This is a genomic window from Sutterella sp. KLE1602, assembly GCF_001578585.1.
GTDB classification, from domain to species: Bacteria; Pseudomonadota; Gammaproteobacteria; order Burkholderiales; family Burkholderiaceae_F; genus Sutterella; species Sutterella wadsworthensis_A.
The window spans coordinates 1-17,370 of the sequence record NZ_KQ968524.1 but is presented as its reverse complement, the minus strand read 5'-3'; the positions used below and the strand labels follow the sequence as shown (position 1 = coordinate 17,370).

The 17,370-nt window shown below is 59.2% G+C and carries 14 protein-coding genes; 8 read left to right on the top strand and 6 right to left on the bottom strand.

Annotation, left to right across the window (positions count from 1 at the left end; translation table 11 throughout):
- The 4 genes from HMPREF3036_RS12080 to HMPREF3036_RS04610 form a co-directional block, all read left to right on the top strand.
- A partial coding sequence (locus HMPREF3036_RS12080) for a hypothetical protein (RefSeq protein WP_231853574.1) occupies positions 1-242 on the top strand: 242 nt, incomplete at its 5' end.
- Between the two features lie 327 nt (positions 243-569).
- The gene (locus HMPREF3036_RS04625) at positions 570-1,991 is read left to right on the top strand and encodes an amidophosphoribosyltransferase (RefSeq protein WP_062331959.1); all 1,422 of its coding nucleotides are present in this window, start codon (positions 570-572) and stop codon (positions 1,989-1,991) included.
- Positions 1,992-2,696: 705 nt separating this feature from the next.
- On the top strand, positions 2,697-2,987 hold the full coding sequence (locus tag HMPREF3036_RS12075) for an HU family DNA-binding protein (RefSeq protein WP_005437012.1): 291 nt from the start codon (positions 2,697-2,699) through the stop codon (positions 2,985-2,987).
- Positions 2,988-3,266: 279 nt separating this feature from the next.
- Entirely contained in the window at positions 3,267-4,592 is a 1,326-nt protein-coding gene (locus tag HMPREF3036_RS04610) for a solute carrier family 23 protein (RefSeq protein ID WP_062331953.1), read from the top strand.
- 394 nt (positions 4,593-4,986) lie between these two features.
- Here the strand turns inward: HMPREF3036_RS04610 and HMPREF3036_RS04605 are convergent, their stop codons facing one another.
- Positions 4,987-5,466 (bottom strand): hypothetical protein, encoded by a 480-nt coding sequence (locus HMPREF3036_RS04605; protein ID WP_062331950.1) that lies wholly within the window; start codon positions 5,464-5,466, stop codon positions 4,987-4,989.
- Positions 5,467-5,755: 289 nt separating this feature from the next.
- On the opposite strand from HMPREF3036_RS04605, the gene HMPREF3036_RS04600 reads away from it, so the two are divergent.
- Both HMPREF3036_RS04600 and HMPREF3036_RS04595 read left to right on the top strand, forming a co-directional pair.
- Complete coding sequence (locus tag HMPREF3036_RS04600; protein WP_062331947.1) at positions 5,756-6,232, top strand: hypothetical protein; 477 nt, start codon at positions 5,756-5,758, stop codon at positions 6,230-6,232.
- Positions 6,233-6,237: 5 nt separating this feature from the next.
- Positions 6,238-6,795: a hypothetical protein gene (locus HMPREF3036_RS04595; RefSeq protein WP_062331944.1), complete on the top strand. Its 558-nt coding sequence runs from the start codon at positions 6,238-6,240 to the stop codon at positions 6,793-6,795.
- Between the two features lie 289 nt (positions 6,796-7,084).
- Here HMPREF3036_RS04595 and HMPREF3036_RS04590 read toward each other — a convergent pair whose 3' ends face one another.
- The 5 genes from HMPREF3036_RS04590 to HMPREF3036_RS12070 form a co-directional block, all read right to left on the bottom strand.
- Positions 7,085-8,353: a hypothetical protein gene (locus tag HMPREF3036_RS04590; protein WP_062331941.1), complete on the bottom strand. Its 1,269-nt coding sequence runs from the start codon at positions 8,351-8,353 to the stop codon at positions 7,085-7,087.
- Positions 8,354-8,572: 219 nt separating this feature from the next.
- Positions 8,573-9,913, bottom strand: a complete 1,341-nt coding sequence (gene brnQ / locus HMPREF3036_RS04585; protein ID WP_062331938.1) for a branched-chain amino acid transport system II carrier protein — start codon at positions 9,911-9,913, stop codon at positions 8,573-8,575.
- Between the two features lie 503 nt (positions 9,914-10,416).
- Complete coding sequence (gene ppk2, locus HMPREF3036_RS04580) at positions 10,417-11,595, bottom strand: polyphosphate kinase 2 (protein ID WP_062331934.1); 1,179 nt, start codon at positions 11,593-11,595, stop codon at positions 10,417-10,419.
- A gap of 169 nt (positions 11,596-11,764) precedes the next feature.
- Positions 11,765-13,027 carry a Zn-dependent hydrolase gene (locus tag HMPREF3036_RS04575; RefSeq protein ID WP_062331930.1) on the bottom strand — a complete coding sequence of 421 codons (1,263 nt, stop codon included), beginning with the start codon at positions 13,025-13,027 and terminating at the stop codon, positions 11,765-11,767.
- Between the two features lie 281 nt (positions 13,028-13,308).
- Positions 13,309-15,675: an autotransporter family protein gene (locus HMPREF3036_RS12070; protein ID WP_231853573.1), complete on the bottom strand. Its 2,367-nt coding sequence runs from the start codon at positions 15,673-15,675 to the stop codon at positions 13,309-13,311.
- Here HMPREF3036_RS12070 and HMPREF3036_RS12065 point away from each other — a divergent pair.
- Together HMPREF3036_RS12065 and HMPREF3036_RS12060 are read left to right on the top strand one after the other, a co-directional pair.
- Positions 15,598-16,419, top strand: a complete 822-nt coding sequence (locus tag HMPREF3036_RS12065) for a hypothetical protein (protein ID WP_062331925.1) — start codon at positions 15,598-15,600, stop codon at positions 16,417-16,419. The genes HMPREF3036_RS12070 and HMPREF3036_RS12065 overlap by 78 nt on opposite strands.
- Before the next feature lie 6 nt (positions 16,420-16,425).
- Positions 16,426-16,854 (top strand): hypothetical protein, encoded by a 429-nt coding sequence (locus tag HMPREF3036_RS12060; protein WP_062331922.1) that lies wholly within the window; start codon positions 16,426-16,428, stop codon positions 16,852-16,854.
- The last annotated feature ends 516 nt before the right edge of the window (positions 16,855-17,370 follow it).

Sequence of the window (17,370 nt, the reverse complement as noted above, 5' to 3'; positions counted from 1 at the left end):
CGCAAGGGGTTCAAAAACGACAAAGCCCAGTGCTACCAACACCGGGCTTAGTCTTTAGAAAGGAAAGTAGGATGTGTGCTGCATTCTTTTCCTTGTTAGGAAGTTTAGCACAGGCGAACTTCGTTTGGAACGGCGACATTGTTCTCAATGTTGCGATGGCCGGCGGAGGCGTTGATCGGCTGGGGCTTTTGGGCCTCGCCATCATTATCGGCATTACTTGGGTGGCTTCCCGCAAGCGTTAAACGACTTTTGTCGAACGGAAACGAGGTCTCCGATAGGGGACCCCGCTTGCGCATGAGGCATCGCCTCATCCTCTCTGGCACACAATCGTCAGAAGGCGTATCTCACGCCATTTGTTCAGTCGCCTAAGGGAAAGACCTTAGATCGGGCGATGTGGATCATTGACCCAAGGACAGATTTGCCGTTCTAAAGCGTCCGAGGCCCCCACAAACGGCTGTTTGTTTGCGATAATCACGCCAACATTTGCGGACGACCCCGTTCAGGCGAATCTCACGACGCCATGCGTCCGCGACTCAGATCTTCAACTTCCATACAAGAGTACAGCAAAAATGGGCGGCTTCTTCGGCGCTGTATCCAAGCGCGACATCGTTCTCGACACCTTCTTCGGCGTCGACTACCACTCCCACCTCGGCACCAAGTTCGGCGGCATGACGATCTACCACCCTGAGAAGGGCTTCCAGCGTCAGATCCACAACATCACGAACACGCCGTTCCGCACCCGCTTCGAGCCGGACATTGCGGACATGAAGGGCAACTGCGGCATCGGCTGCATTTCGGACGACGATCCGCAGCCTCTGCTCCTTAGGTCCCATCTCGGCCTCTTTGCGATCACGACGGTCGGCATCATCAACAATGCCGACGAGCTGATCGAGCGCTACTTCAGCAACAACAACTCCCAGTTCCTCGCGATGGGCTCCGGCAAGGTGAACTCCACCGAACTCGTCGGCGCGCTCATCAACCGCAAGCAGTCTATCGTCGAGGGCATTCGCTACGCCCAGGACATTATTCAGGGCTCCGAAACGATCATGCTCCTGCAGCCCGACGGCATTATTGTCGCCCGCGACAAGCTCGGTCGTCTGCCCGTTCTCATCGGCAAGGATGAAAACGGCTACTGCGTCTCGTTCGAGAGCTTCGTCTACCACAAGCTCGGCTACGAGGACCACTATGAGCTCGGACCTCAGGAAATCGTCAAGATCACGCCCGAGGGCATCGAGGTTCTCTCGCCCGCTGCCGAGAAGATGCGTCTGTGCGCCTTCCTCTGGACGTACTACGGTTATCCGAACTCCAACTACGAAGGCAAGAACGTCGAGGTGATGCGCTACCGCAACGGCGAGATCATGGCCCGCAACACCATGGCCGACGGCACGGCTCCCGACGTCGACTACGTGGCGGGTGTTCCCGACTCCGGCCTTCCGCACGGCATCGGCTACGCCAATGAAAGCGGCAAGAAGTTCGCCCGTCCCTTCATCAAGTACACGCCGACCTGGTCCCGCTCCTTCATGCCCGCGAACCAGCAGATCCGCAATCAGGTCGCCAAGATGAAGCAGATTCCGGTCCCCGAACTCATCAAGGACAAGAAGCTTCTTCTCATCGACGACTCCATCGTGCGCGGCACCCAGCTTCGTGAAACGGTCGACTTCCTCTACAAGTCCGGCGCGAAGGAAGTGCACATGCGCTCCGCCTGCCCGCCGATCATGTACAGCTGCAAGTACCTGAACTTCTCCCGCGGCAACTCCGACATGGAGCTCCTCGCTCGTCGCGTCATTCAGGAGCTTGAAGGCGACGAGGGTCACAAGCACCTCGCCGAGTACGCCGACGCCAAGACCGAGCGCGGCCAGTGCATGCTCAAGTCCATCTGCGACAAGATGGGCTTCGACTCGCTCGGCTTCCAGTCCGTCGAAGGCCTCATCGAAGCCATCGGCCTTGACCCCGAGAAGCTCTGCACGTACTGCTGGACCGGGAAGGAATAATCCGCTGATCCTGCATCCGGTGCATCCGCATTGAGAGGGGCCTGCCCGCGGCAACCGCCGTCGGCAGGCCCTTTCGCATAGGCGGAAAACACTCGGTAGAACTACGGAGTGAGGCGACCTCAATCCGCCCGCAGGAGAGGGGAGAAGAGGGTGCGCAGGGGTTCTCGGCCTTCAAACGGCTGCAGTTGAGGGAAAATACCACAGGCTGTTTGTAAAAAAATCATGACACGGCGCATGGAATTTCGGAGAACCCTCTCTCGGACGGAATTCGAGGCATTTTAAAGCTCGCGGACTAAGGTACCTTTCGGGTACTGTTGCTCAGCAAACACTACAAATGCCTGTGCCACGCGCATTTTCAAAATGATCAGCCTCCTGTGAACGTCAGCAATGTTAAATCGAAACCGATTTGAGGCCGCACCGCCGGGAATCATGTGAAATGCAGGGGATTTCTTGGGACTGACGGGCCGTTCAGGAATGGAGGCCCAGACGAGAAGCATTTGCAGGCGAGTCGTTTTGGAAAACATTACAATTCGTCTGGGTGACACCCCCAAGCATATTTCCCCGCAGGTACAATTGGGATGTCACCTTAACGTGACAGGCGGACCACAACACAGACGTTCCACAGGACCGGAACGGAAAGCGTCGCCGAAAGAGGGTGCCCGGACGGGCAGCCCGTCCCCAAGAATAAAGAGAAGGACTACCGCAATGAACAAGAAGGAAATCGCGCAGGCTGTCGCAGAACGCCTCGTGCTCTCGCCCTCCCTCGTAGAGGGCATCGTTGATGCCGTGCATGAAGAGATCGTCGAGGCCATGGCCCGCGGCGAACGCGTCACGTTCTGGAACTTCGGCCGCTGGGAATTGAAGACTACCGCCGCTCGCGTCGGTCGTGAATTCAAGACCGGCAAGTCCGTCGTGATTCCGGAACGCAACAAGGTTTGCTTCACCGCCAGCCCGAACCTCGTCGCGGCCGTCGAAGACGCCATGAAGACGCTCTGACGCTCAGGCACCAGAGAGACAAAAGGGGACGCCGTCCGAAATGGATGCCGTCCCTTTTTTGCGCACGCAGGCTTCGCTCCGGAGCGGCGTCCGCCCGTCTAGTCAAAACACCTTATGTTTATTTTTCGAAATGTGTGCTTATAATACAAAAGTTTGCACAGACGATTCGTCCTTAGGAGGAACCCTTACGACTCTTTGAGCGCGAGGCGTTTTGTCCGGAAAGCCGAAGGACGAGGCGCCTGTGCGTGTAGATTCAACGTGTTTGAGGAGTAAGGAAAAATGGGTTATTTCCCGCAGTGGAAGCTCAAGGAAAAGGGCGTGGTGGCCCCTGACGAGCGTCTTCCCACCGGCCAGACGGTGGCGATGGGCGTTCAGCACGTGGTGGCCATGTTCGGCTCCACCATTCTCGCCCCGATTCTCATGGGCTTTGACCCCAACATGGCGGTTTTGATGAGCGGCATCGGCACGCTCATTTTTTTCGCCATCGTGGGCGGCAGGGTGCCGAGCTATCTGGGTTCATCCTTTGCGTTCATCGGCGTGGTGATCGCAGCGACGGGTTACGTTGCGGGCTCGGGCCTCAACGGCAACATTCCCGTTGCGCTGGGCGGCATCGTGGTCTGCGGTCTCGTCTACTGTGTCGTGGGCCTCATCGTGATGCTTACGGGCGTTAAGTGGATTGAAAAGCTGATGCCTCCCGTCGTGACGGGGGCGGTCGTCGCCGTGATCGGCCTCAACCTCGCCCCGACGGCCTGCCGTTCGGTGGGTCCGACGGACTTCGACGCCTGGATGGCCGTCGTCACCTTCATGTGCGTGGGCGGCGTTGCCGTGTGGACGCGCGGCTTCATCCAGAAGCTCCTCATCCTCATCGGCCTTGTGATCGCGTACTTCATCTACGCGGTGCTCGCCAACGGCTTCGGCATGGGCAAGCCGATCGACTTCTCGATCATCTCCAACGCCGCCTGGTTCGGCGTTCCGACGGTTCACACACCGGTCTTCGAGATGCACGCCATCGCGCTCATCGTTCCGGTCGTGATCATTCTCGTTGCCGAGAACCTCGGCCACGTGAAGGCTGTGACCGCCATGACGGGCCGCAACCTTGACCCGTACATGGGCCGTGCGTTCCTCGGCGACGGCATCGCGACGATGCTCTCGGGCTCCTTCGGCGGCACGGGCGTGACGACCTACGGTGAAAACATCGGCGTGATGGCCGCCACGCGCGTCTACTCCACGCTGCTCTTCCCGGTCGCCGCGATCTTCGCGATCATCCTCGGCTTCTCCCCGAAGTTCGGCGCTGTGATCCAGACGATTCCGCAGCCCGTCCTCGGCGGCACCTCGATCGTGGTCTTCGGCCTCATCGCCGTGGCCGGCGCTCGCGTCTGGGTCGTCAACAAAGTCGACTTCGGCAACAGCCGCAACCTGATCGTGGCTGCCGTCACGCTGATTCTCGGCGGCGGCGACTTCACCCTCAACCTCGGCTTCTTCAGCCTCGGCGGCATCGGTACCGCGACCTTCGGCGCGATCATCCTCAACGCCGTCATGTCGTTCGGCGAACCCAAGGAGGAAAAGGCCACGGGCGAGCCCATCGAGCTTGACCGCAAGGCCTGACGCCTGATCTGACTTCAAGTCCCGAACGGGGCTGCTTCTCAAGGGAGCGGCCCCGTTTTTCGTTAATGGCAAAGGAGAGCAGGTTGGGAAGGGAGGCGGCAAAGTCGGGCCGTCTGAAAGCTGCAAGTCGGCAAAAGATCACTCAAGGCACAGAAACGATGGACGATCGCGTGCGCAGGCTGCTTTATCTGGGCCTCACCAGGGCGTCCGCACGCATCGAGCTTGTCGTGAGCGCTCAGGCGATGGCCGCGCTTAACGCAGCGGCAGGCTGACCGCCGGAAGTCCGCAGGTCGCCTGAGGCCCGACGAATGATGGAAAAGAGAAGGGGACCCGTTGTTGATGGATCCCCTTTGTGTTCTCAGCTCCCTTGCGACAAGGGACTCAAGTCGAAAGATCAGCGGTGGTTGCGGCCGTGCCTGGCCTTGGGCTGGGCAGCGGGAGCGGCCTCAGCGGCAGGCTCTTCAGCCTTTTCGGACTCTTCGCACTTGCATTCGGCGTCGTCCTCGCACTTGCAGTCGCAGTCACACATGCATTCGGCTTTGCAATCACATTCGCATTCCGCCGGTTCTTCTTCCTCGAAGTCCTCGGCGGTGGCTTCCTCGACGTCTTCGTCCTTGCCGTCGTGCGTGTCGAGGCTTTCGACGAGGGCAAGAAGAGCCTGAGCCTCTTCCTCGGTGAGATGAATGTCGGCTTCGATGTTGGAGCCGAGGGAGCGGTTTTCGATTTCAGCCGTGACGTGCAGGGCTGCGTTGATCACCGCCTGGGCCGCGAAGGACTTCACGGACGTACCGGTGAGAGTGGCGGCAAGTTTCACGATGTCGTAGGAGACGGCGGGCAGCTTGATCTTGATGCGGTTCTTATCGTTGTCGGACATGACCTTTACCTCCGGAGGCCAACACTTTGAAAAATGCTGAACGGGGCGTGAGAACCACGCCGACGCTCATGACAACTATAATAACTCGACTTAATGAAATTTGCGCGGCAAAAGTGTGAACGTTGGTCAGGAACTTCCCCTGAACCACGCTCGTTTTGGGCTGTCGGCCCCCTTGAGGCTGCCTCTGCGCGAAGCGAGGGGTGTTCAATGGGACCCGAGCGAGTTCAAAATGAATTTCATCGCACCGGGCACGCACAGGACTGAACGAGCGCTACAAAAGGAGAAGACCTTGCCGGAAGGAACCACAAGGGGCCCGCGGACCGTCGCTGGCCGCGTCCGCACTCTGCTGCTTCTGGCAGCCTGCGCCTCGATGCTCGGCGGCTGTGCCGTCGGAAGCGGCGAGGTGCGTGACCTCTCGACCGAGAAGGCCGCGAGGCTCATCATCGACGGCCGGACCACCATGGCGCAGATCGATGCGGAGCTCGGCGAACCCGACTATGAAATCCACATGGGCCACGAGATCGTTCGCCACTACAGCTGGATGAGGGGACGCCCCTCTGCCAAGAACTTCATACCCTTCAACCCGATCTCGGAATTTCCTATCACGCAGAAGAACCTGCGCATCTGGTTCGACAAGACGGGCGTCGTGAAGCGACATGAATTCACGGGCGTCTTCTACATCTACCGCGCGCCACTTGTCGGCACGGACGCGCCACACAGCTTCAGGCCGCTCACGCCCGCCGAGCTCGATCATTTCTCGGAGTAGCAAGGATGACGATTGACTTCAACCGCAGAACGCTCGGAAAGGCCGCGACCATTCTCAGCGCCTCTCTCGGGGCCCCGATGCTCGCAGGCTGCAGCGGTCCTCAGCACCGCGCCGACAACCGCATGATGCCGGGCACTGTCTTCACCCCGGAGGCGCTCAAGGCAACGGCCAAAGGGAAGACCTACGTGCGCGACTTCGTCGCCGTCTACGGCCGGCCCCTTCGCCGTATGAACGACCACGTGCGCCATCCCGACCAGAAGGGCTACGTGTGGGAATGGGTGGCGACGAGGCCGTCGTTTTGCAGCAATCTCAATGACCGCCCCTACATGACGCCCACCGTCAAGAAGGAAATCCACGTCTGGCGACGCAACAGCGATGCTGTCGTCACCGACGTAGAGGTGGTCGGGACCTTCTACGTCCAAGTGAAGCACAAGATGCTTCCACTCGTCATCACCGACATCCGACCGCTCACCCCAGACGAACTCACCGCTTCGCGCGTGCCCGCGGGGCCGGGCGAGAATCCGCGCGAAATCGAGCTCTGGTACCAGAGCCAAGGCCGATAAGCTCACTTAAATAGAATTCCCTTTGGGGAACTCTATTCAAAAAAACAGGACAAATTGAAAGGGGAGGCGCTTTATCCCAGACGTCGAAGGTCGAAGTCCGAAGAACGCACTGTCTCGCTTTTGCAACACGTGCCTTGCGGATCCATCCCTGCGGGACGGGCGCTTAGAGGAGAACGCTTGTTCAGGACAAGGCATCATCCGCCATGAAAAGAGGGCCTGCCCTCGGAATGGAGAGACAGGCCCTTCGAAAGCGCTCAGGAAGTTCCCCAAAGGAGAAGAAGAACGCGCGTCAACCGATGGTAAGGACCATGCGGGGCGTGCCGTCGGGGCTTCCGAGTTCGGCGGGATCACGATCCTCGGGCGCGAAGACGAGCTCGCAGATGCCGCCCGGGAGCCTCACGGCGAGGATGTCGAGGCCTTCATCTTCATTGACCACGCGCGTGAGGTCAAGGTCGAGCGCGAGGATGCAGGCGGCGCAAAGCCCGCCGATGTCGAGGTCGGCATCCTGGTCCTCGATGCAGTCAAGCATTTCGCAGAGGGCATCCATGGCCTCGTTGGGCTCGCCCGACCACATGGCTCGCATGAGTTCGCGCGTGGGCGTCATCCAGTCGGCTCCTTCGCTCATCACGAACCTGAGCGCTAGGACGGCCAGCAGGCGAACGCCCCAGACGGAGGCGTAATCGTAGAGCCTCACATCGTCAGGCTGCTCGTCCGCAGCCCCGGCGGGGAGCGGCGTCCAGAAGCCGAGCGTCACCATCGCCTCGGCAAGAAGGTCGAGCCTATCCTTGCCGAAAACAGCGGGGATTTCCTGAAAGAGCGCCATGCGCTTCAGATCCATCAGGCCTGCGTTTTGGAGTCGCTCGAGGAAGCGGGGCGTGAGCGCGGCGGACACGGGCGGGAGGATCCCGGCCTTCCCTTGGCGAACCCATTGAAGAATGTACGGTTCGACGTAGCGTGCGCCGAGTGCGGCATGGCGGTCCAGCTCCATCATGACGAGGTCGGGAACCATTGTCCTTTCCTCGGAGATGCGGGCAAGGTCCGCGCCGTAGAGAAGGCCGACCTGCTCATGGGAGATCGTGAAGAGCTCCTCGGTCTCGTGAGGCGCAAGAGGCTCGGCGTTCTCAAACGCTTCGAGGCAGATGTCCTTTGTGAGGCTCGTGAGGCCCGTCACGATGAAATGATGTCCATGTGTCGCGGCGATGCGTGCAAGCCCGCGCACGATGATCCCGCGCATTGCCTCTCGCTCCTCCTCGTCGTCCCAGGCCGCAAGGACGGGAACGTCGATGTCGGAAAGGAAGAGGCAGGGCGCTTCCGGAATGGCAAACTCATCAAAAAAGGCTTCGAGTTCGGCCGTATTCCCAATTTCACTCAGCTTGACGTGCCTGAGATTGAGCCCGATCTCGGCCGCGCAGTGCTGCGGATCGATGGGGAGCCAGTCGGCGCAGCCGATGCCCCAGCGGATGCCGCCTTTTTCCAGGATGCGGATGAGGGGCTTCATGAGCGTACGCTCGTTGTCTGTGGGCGTCAGAGGCGCGCCGGGAACGGGAAATCGGAGCATGCGATGGATCCTTGATGGGGGAACGGTGCCCGTAGTTTATCTGAAAGAGAATCGGACCACGCAGACGGTCTGCTCTGAAGGAGGCGGAGAGGTCCTCGAATGAGGCGCAAAAGCCCGGAAGCCGGAAAAGAGAAGGCCCCGCGCTTCGGGGAAAAGTGCGGGGCCCTTTGGGTTGTCTCAGTGAGTCCTGACCGGGGGCTTCACTTGAGAGTCAGGTTGTCAGGCCGGCTTGCAGCAGGCCTTGCAGGGGACGGCGGCCTTGTAGGCGAGGCCGAGGACGTAGCCGGTGACGGCGAACGGGACCCAGGCGAGGCCGTACTGGGCGAACGGGACGTAGGCCTTGATGGCTTCGGAGATCGCGCCGAGGTTCATGCCGGCGGTTTCGAGACCGGAGATCGCGGCCATCACGAACGTGAAGGCGGTGGTGAAGGCGTAGACGCACTGTCGGCCGTCGAAGAGCTTGTCCGTGAAGAGCAGCACGATCAGGATCACGCAGAGCGGGTAGACGAACATCAGGACCGGGATCGTGGAGACGATGATGGTCTTGAGGCCGAACATGCCGATCAGGAACGAGACGATCGTGAAGAGCAGGCAGTACTGCTTGTACGTCAGGCGGCCGACGATGCGCATGAAGTAGGCGGCGCAGCAGGTGATGAGGCCGATGGACGTCGTCAGGCAGGCGAGCAGCACGATGACCGAGAGAAGGATGGCGCCGAAGTTGCCGAAGAGGATCTTGGCGGTTTCAGCGAGCACAGGAGCACCCGTGTCCTGCATGCCGATGGCGGTGACGGACTCAGCGCCGATCTTCGCGATGAAGAAGTAGATCACGGCGAGGAGCGACACGGCGAGGATGCCGGACTTGTAGACCTGGGAGGTGACTTCCTTCGCGGTCTTGGCACCGCCTTCACGGACGAAGTTCGTGACGAGCGTGGCGAAGACGAACGCGGCGATGGCGTCGAGCGTGTTGTAGCCGTCAAGGATGCCCGCAACCGTGGCGGTGAGGACGCCCGCATAGTTCGGCTGGGCGGCCTGCGGAACGCCGAGCGGATCTACGACGGACTTGACGATCAGAGCACCGAGCGTGAGCACGAGGGCCGGCGTCAGGATCTTGCCGACGCGGTCGACGAGCTTCTGCGGCGTGGCGGCAAGCCAGTAGGAAACCACGAAGAAGAGGACGAGGAAGATCCACAGGCCCATTTCAACCTGACCTTCGGTGAGGAAGGGACGCAGGCCGATTTCAAAAGCCACCGTGCCCGTACGCGGAATGGCGAAGCAGGGGCCAATGGACATGTAGACCACGACCGTATAGAACAGACCATAAAGGGGATGTGCGCGGCCGGCAGCCTCCTGCAGGTCATTGCATCCCGCATAAGCCATCGCCATGATGGCGAGAAGGGGAAGGCCTACACCCGTAATGCAGAAGCCAATGAAAGCCCAAACGAAGTGATCGCCGGAAGCCTGGCCCATGGAGGCGGGGAAGATGAGATTGCCTGCGCCGAACAGGATCGCGAACAGCATCAGGCCGATCGCGACAAAGCGCTTGTTGTCTGTGTTTTGCATAGCTTTTCTAATGCGGGAGGTGTTGTAGGACTCTTGTGTGGGGCGCCTTCGGGACCGTCCGTCGTTTTCAGCAGAGACGGTGCGGGCCTTGTGACCGATGCCCTTGAATAGGATTATATGGACATGTAGCTTATGGTTACATAGGGCAAACAGCTTACATGAGGCGGATTTCTGCAAGGTTCCGTCACTTTGAACCCGTTGCGGGACATGGATTCCGCCCAAAAAAGGCTCTGCTGTTTCGCAAAAGTTGCAGGAATCAACGCCTGAAATCGCACCTTCTGCCGACGGCAGCCGGGCCTTCAGAGGCGCAAAGCGCATAATTTTATATGTGGGGCGCGCGCTTTGGGGGCATCGTTCCCGATCGGGCGCCAAACGCCCGATTCAGTTCGCATGACGTGCGGCAGTGGCCGAAAGCCCACGGTCAGCGATAAGAGGAGGGTGAAAAATCAAAGGGCCCGAAGATGTCGTATCTGCGGGCCATCGAAACAACGGTTTCAGGTCGATCAGCTGTTGCCGATCTCGTTGTTGATGTCAAAGCGCAGCGGATCACCGTTAGAGGCGAAGAGGCTGCCTGCGCGACCGACGATGAGCGGGTCGATGTTGCCCACCTTCTTCATGTCGCGGTTGTCGTACGGAATCGATTGCAGCAGCACGCGGATGGCGTTGAGACGACCGCGGCGTTTGTCTTCGTTGCGGATCACCGTCCAGGGCGTTTCGGCCGTGTCGGTCATCTGGAACATGCGGCGAATGGCCTTCGAATAGTCGTCCCAGCGGTCCATGGACGCGATGTCGACGGGAGAGAGCTTCCAGCGCTTCAACGGGTTCTCGCGGCGTTCGCGGAAGCGGCGGCGCTGTTCGTCCTGGCTCACGGCGAGCCAGAACTTGATGATGTGCGTGCCGCCCCTGATGAGTGACTGCTCGAAGCCCGTCACTTCGTTGAGGAAGATTTCGGTCTGCTCGGGCGTGCAGAATCCCATCACGGGTTCGACCACGGCGCGGTTGTACCAGGAGCGGTCGAAGAAGCAGATCTCGCCCGGATTGGGCAGGTGCGCGCAATAGCGCTGGAAGTACCACTGGCCCGCTTCATTCTCGGTCGGCTTCGAAAGGGCCACCGTGCGCGCGCCGCGAGGATTGAGGTTCTCGGTGAAGCGGCGGATCGTGCCGCCCTTGCCGGCCGCGTCACGGCCTTCAAAGAGCACGATGATCTTCGAGTTCGTGCGCTTGACCCAGTCCTGAAGCTTTAGAAGCTCGACCTGCAGGTCATAGAGTTCCTTCTCATAGAGCTTGTTCGGGTAGCGGTTCTTATACGGATAGGCGCCTTCGCGGAGCTTGTCCGAAAGAGCGTTCATGTCGATGGGCTTCTTCGGGAAGAGGCCCGCCTGATGCGCCTCCTTGACGAGCAGCAGCTTGAAGAGCGCGTCACGTTCCGTCTGCGTCAGGTCGCGGTTGAGCATCTTGAACACTTCGGCGGCCGACTCTTCGGGGGAGACGAGCGGCGTGTCGCGAAGCTTGTCGCGAAGATAGGTGACGACCTGCGTCATCGAGTCGAACGAATGAGGTTCGACATGCTTGGGTTCAAGGGGAGCCACAGGATAGGAGGGCTTCCTTTCAACGTCTACGACTTCAAGGGTGCCGCCGCCGGTGGGTTCGACGGCAGACTTGTGAGAATGATCCTTGGCCATGTGCGTCCTCCTTTCTGATTTTTACTGTCACGCATAAGCACGTGGGATAAGTGTACAACCGCCTGTAACGAAATGTTATGGGCAATGTCCCGTTACCGTCACGACGCGACGGCCCTGACTCAGGGAATCGTCGCAGGCGTTGTGTGAGGGAGAATGGCTCCCGTTTCCGTCAATCATAATCCACGACGGCGTGCATGAGAATTTCCGCACCTGAGAGGAAATCCGAAATTCGCATCGCCTCATGCGGGTTGTGAGACCCATTCTGGTTGGCGACGAAGAGCATGCACGTGGGCACGCCCGCGCTCGTCATGACCGCAGCGTCGTGGCCGGCGCCGCTCGCCATCGCAAGGTGAGGAATGCCGTGATCCTTCGCGGCCTTGACGAGACGGTTGAAGAGGGCTTCGTCAGGGCTTGCCGCCTCGCCCACGATGACGTCGTCGAAACTGAACTTCACGCCGCGCTTTTCTTCGATGGCGGTCGCCTCTTGAAGAAGGAGGTCGTGGAAGGCGCGGATCGTCTCCATGGAAAGGCTTCTCATGTCGAGCCCGAAGCAGACGTCGCCCGAGATGATCGAGATGTCGGCCGTCGAAGGCGTGTTGATGACGCCGCAGGTGAAGACCAGATCCTTGCCGTCATGGAGCCAGGCCTCCCAGTGCCTGTTCATCACGTAAAGCAGGTCCGTCAGGGCCGCGACGGCGTCGTGCCTGAATTCATGATCGACTGCGCCCGAATGCGCGGTCTCGCCCTCGACGCGGCAACGCTTGTGCCTCAGATACCCGCGAATGCCGGTAACCACCGCCGCACGGTTGACGGGCTCCTTGTCAAGCCTCGGTCCCTGCTCGATGTGAAGCTCGACAAAGGCCGCAATCTTCGAGAGATCCATGAGCGGCTCTCCCGACGCGATGCGCTCGACGTCGACCCCGCGCTCAAGAAGAACGTCCTTCAGAAGTCTCCCCGAATCCCTGCGAGGGAGTTCGAGCTCAAAGGGCTTGAGCTGGCCCGTCAGCGCCAGACTGCCCGCATAGGCACGTCCGAATTCCGGGCACTCCTCCATGCGGAATGCAACGATACAGAAGTCCCGTTCGGGTACCCTATTCGTATCCTTCAGATATTTGGCCACGGCGAGCGGCGCGACGATGCCGGCAAGCCCATCGTAATTGCCGCCCTGCGGAACGGAGTCGGAGTGCGATCCCGAGACGAAGGCTGGCAAATCCCTGTTGCGACCTGGCAAAGTCATCCAGAGGTTGAGCGCTGCGTCCGCATGGACTTCAAGACCTATCTCGCGCGCGGCCTCGGCGAGTCTCTCGTGCACCTTGTCTTCCTCAGGCGTGTACCCCTCGCGCGTGACGCCGCAGGTGTCGGCGGTGAGCTTGCGGATGTCTTCAAAGAGACGCGTACAGAAGTCTTCAACGTGGGCGGCGAATTCGGTCATGAGGCGGGTCCTCTTCCTGTTGGGTTCGGCTGGAGTGAGTGGAATATGGATTGATTGGGTGCGGTCGATCATTCAAGTGTACAGCTCGAAGGACCTGAGGCGGGAAGGGGTTCTGCGGAGCGCGAAGCGAAGCGGCTCCCGGTGACGAATCCTGCGGGGAGTCGAAGTGCAAATTGCATGGTACAAAAAACCTCCGGCAACCTGAGGGATGCCGGAGGCGGGGATCCCCGCCGCCCCGGATGGAGAGAGGGAGAAGGCGGCGGAGAGGGAGACGATCAGTATCAGAAGAGATACTTCACGTTGAGCTGGCCATAGAACTCGCGATGGTCGTTGTCGCCGAAGGCACCACCGATCTGGCCGCCGAAGGAGAGGGCGTCCTTGCGGGCTTCAAGACCGAAGCCCACGCGGCCGACGTTCTCGCTCCAGACGTCGAGGTTGGTGTTGATGGCGGCAGCGCCGAACTTCGTCGTGGCTTCGACGTCCGTGTCACCGAACGTGTGGACATAGGCCACGTCAACCGTCGGACGGAGCGTCCAGCCGGAGGCGAGGTCCATGTTGCCCGATAAGGCCACGCCGATCGGCATGCTCACGAGGTTCTGGTCCATGTCATCCACGGAGAGGCCCTTGGCGGTGTTGTAGCCGTCAGTGGCGACGCGCAGGTAATTGAGACCAACATACGGAACAGCCTGGCAGGACTTGCTGAGCTGGAAGGCCATTTCGCCGCGGGCGCCGATCGTGAAGATCGTGGCATCGATGTCGGCGGAGTCGCCGTCAGCGGACGTGACGTCGTTCTTCGTCGTCATGAGGCCCATCTGGCCGACGAGGTTGAACTGGCCCATGCGCTTGGCAGCGTAGCCCTGAACGCCGTAGTAGTCCACGTCGTTCTTGACGCCGTCGTTGTCGCCTTCGCCTTCAACGTCGCCGGTGCCGAAGTTGCCCATGACGCCGAACGTCATGTCGCCCATCGTGTACTCACCGCCGACCGTGATGCCGCCGAGCTCGGTCTTCGTTTCGAGAGCGCCGGAGTCGCCGCCCATCTTGAGGGAGGTGCCCGTCACTTCAGCGAAGCCCGTCCAGCCGTCCTTGAAGACGTTGGTGAGCGCAGCACGCTTCGTGGCCTGGTCGATGCCCATCGTGGCGGCTTCAATGCCGGCCGTCTGGACGCCGCCCGCAGCAGCGAGGTTGAGGGCGCCGTTGAGGCGAGCCTCGCGCTGGCTTCCGGACGTGATGGCGGTGTTGGCCTGGTCAAGGAGCGAACCGATCACTTCGTTGTCGGCCATGCCGTCAAGGGCAGCGCCGTCAAAGTGTTCAAGGCCCGTACCGGCGAGTTCGGAACCCGTGGCGATCTTGAACGTGTACTGGTTGTCCTCGTTTTCAACCTTGACAACCTTGTAGAGGAGGTTGTCGACCGTAACGGTCGTGAAGCCTTCATGTTCAACCTTAACGACACCCTTGTCGGCCACGTGCACGTAATGAATCGTGGAACCCTTTTCGCCAGTGATCTTGCCGGTCACGTCGGTGGAAAGATTGCCTTCCTGACCGTCATCAACAGAGGCATCAACAATCAGCTTGCCGTTGGAACCAATGTTCACGCCATTCTTGGCTTTGGTCTCGCCAACGTTGATGCTGGCGTTGGTGAGAATGACCTGTCCGCTCAGGTAGAGACCGGCCTTTTCGTTGTACTTGCCGAGGCCGTCGCGGGCATCAGCCGTCTTGGCAGTCGTGCCGAGAGCCAGGACGCCTTCTTCAACCACAAACTTGTTGGCAGGAGCAGCTGCGGACTGGACGGCGAGGGCGCCGCCTTCCTTGACGGTCATCATCTTCGTGTCGGCAGCATTGAGGATTTCGCCAAACTCGTAATTGCCCGTAACTACGACATTGGACTTGCCGCCCATATCGTAGTTCGCGCCGGTAACGAGATCGCCGGAGTCGAGCTTGTCGAAGCTTCGGATAATGATCTTCTTCTGGGCGGTCTGGTCGGCGTCCAGAAGGGCGACTTCAGCAGCAGCTGCAACCTTGGAGAAGTCGTAGCCGTTCACGAAGTTGAGCGTGGCATTTTCAGCGCCGGAACCGTCGATGACGGCATCAGCCTTCAGGAACTTGAAGTCGGAGCCAATTTCCACGACCGCGGTGTCGACAGTCGACTTCGAAGAAGTGGATTTTTCGATGTTGAGGCCGCCGGCATAGACGTTGCCGTTGAGAGAGCCTTTGACGAGGCTGATGGTAGTCTCCTTCACGTTGGAAGAAGCCTTCTTGTAATCAGCGTCGAATGCTTCGTTCTGATAGCTGCCGGCCACGCCGCCACCATAGATATTGCCTGTGACTTCGGCGCCATTGACCTGAACAAGAGCCTTTTCAACGGTGGCCTTGCCACCAAGAGTTGCCAGACCACCGGCGAAGACGTTGTCGTTGACCTTGCCGCCGTTAAGAAGGAGCTTCACATTCTGGATCGTGGATTCAGCGCCTGCACCGGAAGCAACGCCGCCGCCAAGGATGGCTACATTGGCACCATCCTTACCCAGAGTCTTAGCGACCTGATGAACGTGGCTGCCGCGGCTAGGAACACCCGCATGTTCGCCTTGGATAGGCTTGGTGATGGGATCGACGTTTGCAGCGTTGATTTCACCGCCGGTGACCTCAATGGTCACGGATTCCGTATTGGCAACGGCATTGGTAGCCTTGCCATTCACATTGTCAAAGGCGATGCCGCCGCCGAGAAGGCCGTCAATGGTCCCACCGCTCACAAGCACTTCGGCGGATCCAACATTGGCAGTGGCCTTGGCAAGAGATGCACCGTCGCGTTTCTCAGCCGTAGAGTAGGCGAGACCGCCAGCTGTGAAGAGAATGTTTTCCCCGCCGGTGATGATAAGGTTCACCTTGTCGACATTGGCAGTCGCATTCGTCTGATTGGCAGCCTTGGAAGCATCAGCTTTATCATGGGCAACAGCAAGACCACCAGCCGCAGTAGCGACGTTGTAGCCACCATTGAAGGTCATCGAGACGCTGTCGACCTTGCTGTTGGCCGTCGCGGTACCCGTTGCCTCATCATCAACAAAATAACCGCGCGCAATGGCGCTACCTCCACCGAGATTAGCAACATGAACGCCCGGAATGTCGACCTGATCGGCAAAGCCCGTGAAGTCGGCTACCAATTGAGAGAAATTCTGGCTCTTAATGTCTTCCCTAAACTTGGGCAGATAGGTCGTAGCAGCCTTGTGAAGCTTGGCCTTGTCATTTTCATTCAGAGCCTTCGGCCCCTCGAAATTCAACTCCACGAATTTCGCGGTGGAACTGGCGGAACCATTATTTTTGCCATTTGCATCAGCCACAGCAATGCCGCCGCCCATCAAGGCAGCGGTCGCGGACTTGGCACCGACATTCATGATCACTGAATCGGATTGAGTCGTAGCACTACCGGATCCAGAACCGAGCAAAAAGCCCAGCGTGCCACCCATATCAAAGGAAACGGCAGCACCACCACCGACAATGCCCATAACTTCGCCATTGTGAATATTGACAATAGTTTGTCCGTTGGTAGTTGCCTTCGCTTCGGACTTACCAGTAGCCACAACGACGTTTCCGGCTACGCCACCGACGACCAGACCATCAAGGGGATCAAGACCTTCATCATTGAACTTGATGTTCACAGTCGTTCCGTTCTTGACTTCGGAATCGATCTTGGAACCATTGGTAGCGATACCAGCGTGACCGGCAACAAAGCCTCCGACATTGGCTTTCCCGCCAATATTCAAAGCCGTACTCTCAATGGAAGTGAAAAGTTGCGTCCTGGTAGCTTCTTCCGCACCCGTTCCTTCACCGTTAAATGAGATGTCATGAGGAGACAGAACTGTCAGAGAGCCGCCGACAACGCCGGCTACGTTACCACTGTTGATGGTGACTGTTGAGCCGGCGTTCTGAACGATGTTCGCGTTGTTCTTCGAGACACTCAGGTAATTACTGCCACCGACGACGCCGAGAACGATAGGAGAGGATGTCCCATCGACATCGCCGATAATGACGCTGGTCTCGCGGTCAGAAGTGAAGGAATTAGTCTGATCGAGATAACCGCCCGTCAAATTCAAGGTATCATCAACTTTGTATCCGGTCTGTGAGGCAAATTTCTTCACCACCTCAGCGTCTTGAGTTGCTGTGAGGAGGCCAATAGCCGCTATCTTGGCAGTCGTTTCATCCATCAAGTTCCAACCACCGGTAACGCCAACCATTACGGAATGGTTCTTTTCCTTGTCATAACCGAAAGCTTTACGAAGAGCAGCTACTTTGGCTTCTTCCTGGGCATCCTTAACTGCCTTAAGGAATAGTTAGGAAATAACTTATCAATCTTC

What these genes read in the sequence shown, in the direction of transcription:
- HMPREF3036_RS04610 (WP_062331953.1), top strand. Translation starts at nt 3,267, where the DNA reads ATGGGTTATTTCCCGCAGTGGAAGCTCAAGGAAAAGGGCGTGGTGGCC.
- HMPREF3036_RS04590 (WP_062331941.1), bottom strand. Translation starts at nt 8,353, where the DNA reads ATGCTCCGATTTCCCGTTCCCGGCGCGCCTCTGACGCCCACAGACAAC.
- ppk2 (WP_062331934.1), bottom strand. Translation starts at nt 11,595, where the DNA reads ATGGCCAAGGATCATTCTCACAAGTCTGCCGTCGAACCCACCGGCGGC.
- HMPREF3036_RS04625 (WP_062331959.1), top strand. Translation starts at nt 570, where the DNA reads ATGGGCGGCTTCTTCGGCGCTGTATCCAAGCGCGACATCGTTCTCGAC.
- HMPREF3036_RS04605 (WP_062331950.1), bottom strand. Translation starts at nt 5,466, where the DNA reads ATGTCCGACAACGATAAGAACCGCATCAAGATCAAGCTGCCCGCCGTC.
- HMPREF3036_RS12065 (WP_062331925.1), top strand. Translation starts at nt 15,598, where the DNA reads ATGTTCGCCTTGGATAGGCTTGGTGATGGGATCGACGTTTGCAGCGTT.
- brnQ (WP_062331938.1), bottom strand. Translation starts at nt 9,913, where the DNA reads ATGCAAAACACAGACAACAAGCGCTTTGTCGCGATCGGCCTGATGCTG.
- HMPREF3036_RS04575 (WP_062331930.1), bottom strand. Translation starts at nt 13,027, where the DNA reads ATGACCGAATTCGCCGCCCACGTTGAAGACTTCTGTACGCGTCTCTTT.
- HMPREF3036_RS12075 (WP_005437012.1), top strand. Translation starts at nt 2,697, where the DNA reads ATGAACAAGAAGGAAATCGCGCAGGCTGTCGCAGAACGCCTCGTGCTC.
- HMPREF3036_RS04595 (WP_062331944.1), top strand. Translation starts at nt 6,238, where the DNA reads ATGACGATTGACTTCAACCGCAGAACGCTCGGAAAGGCCGCGACCATT.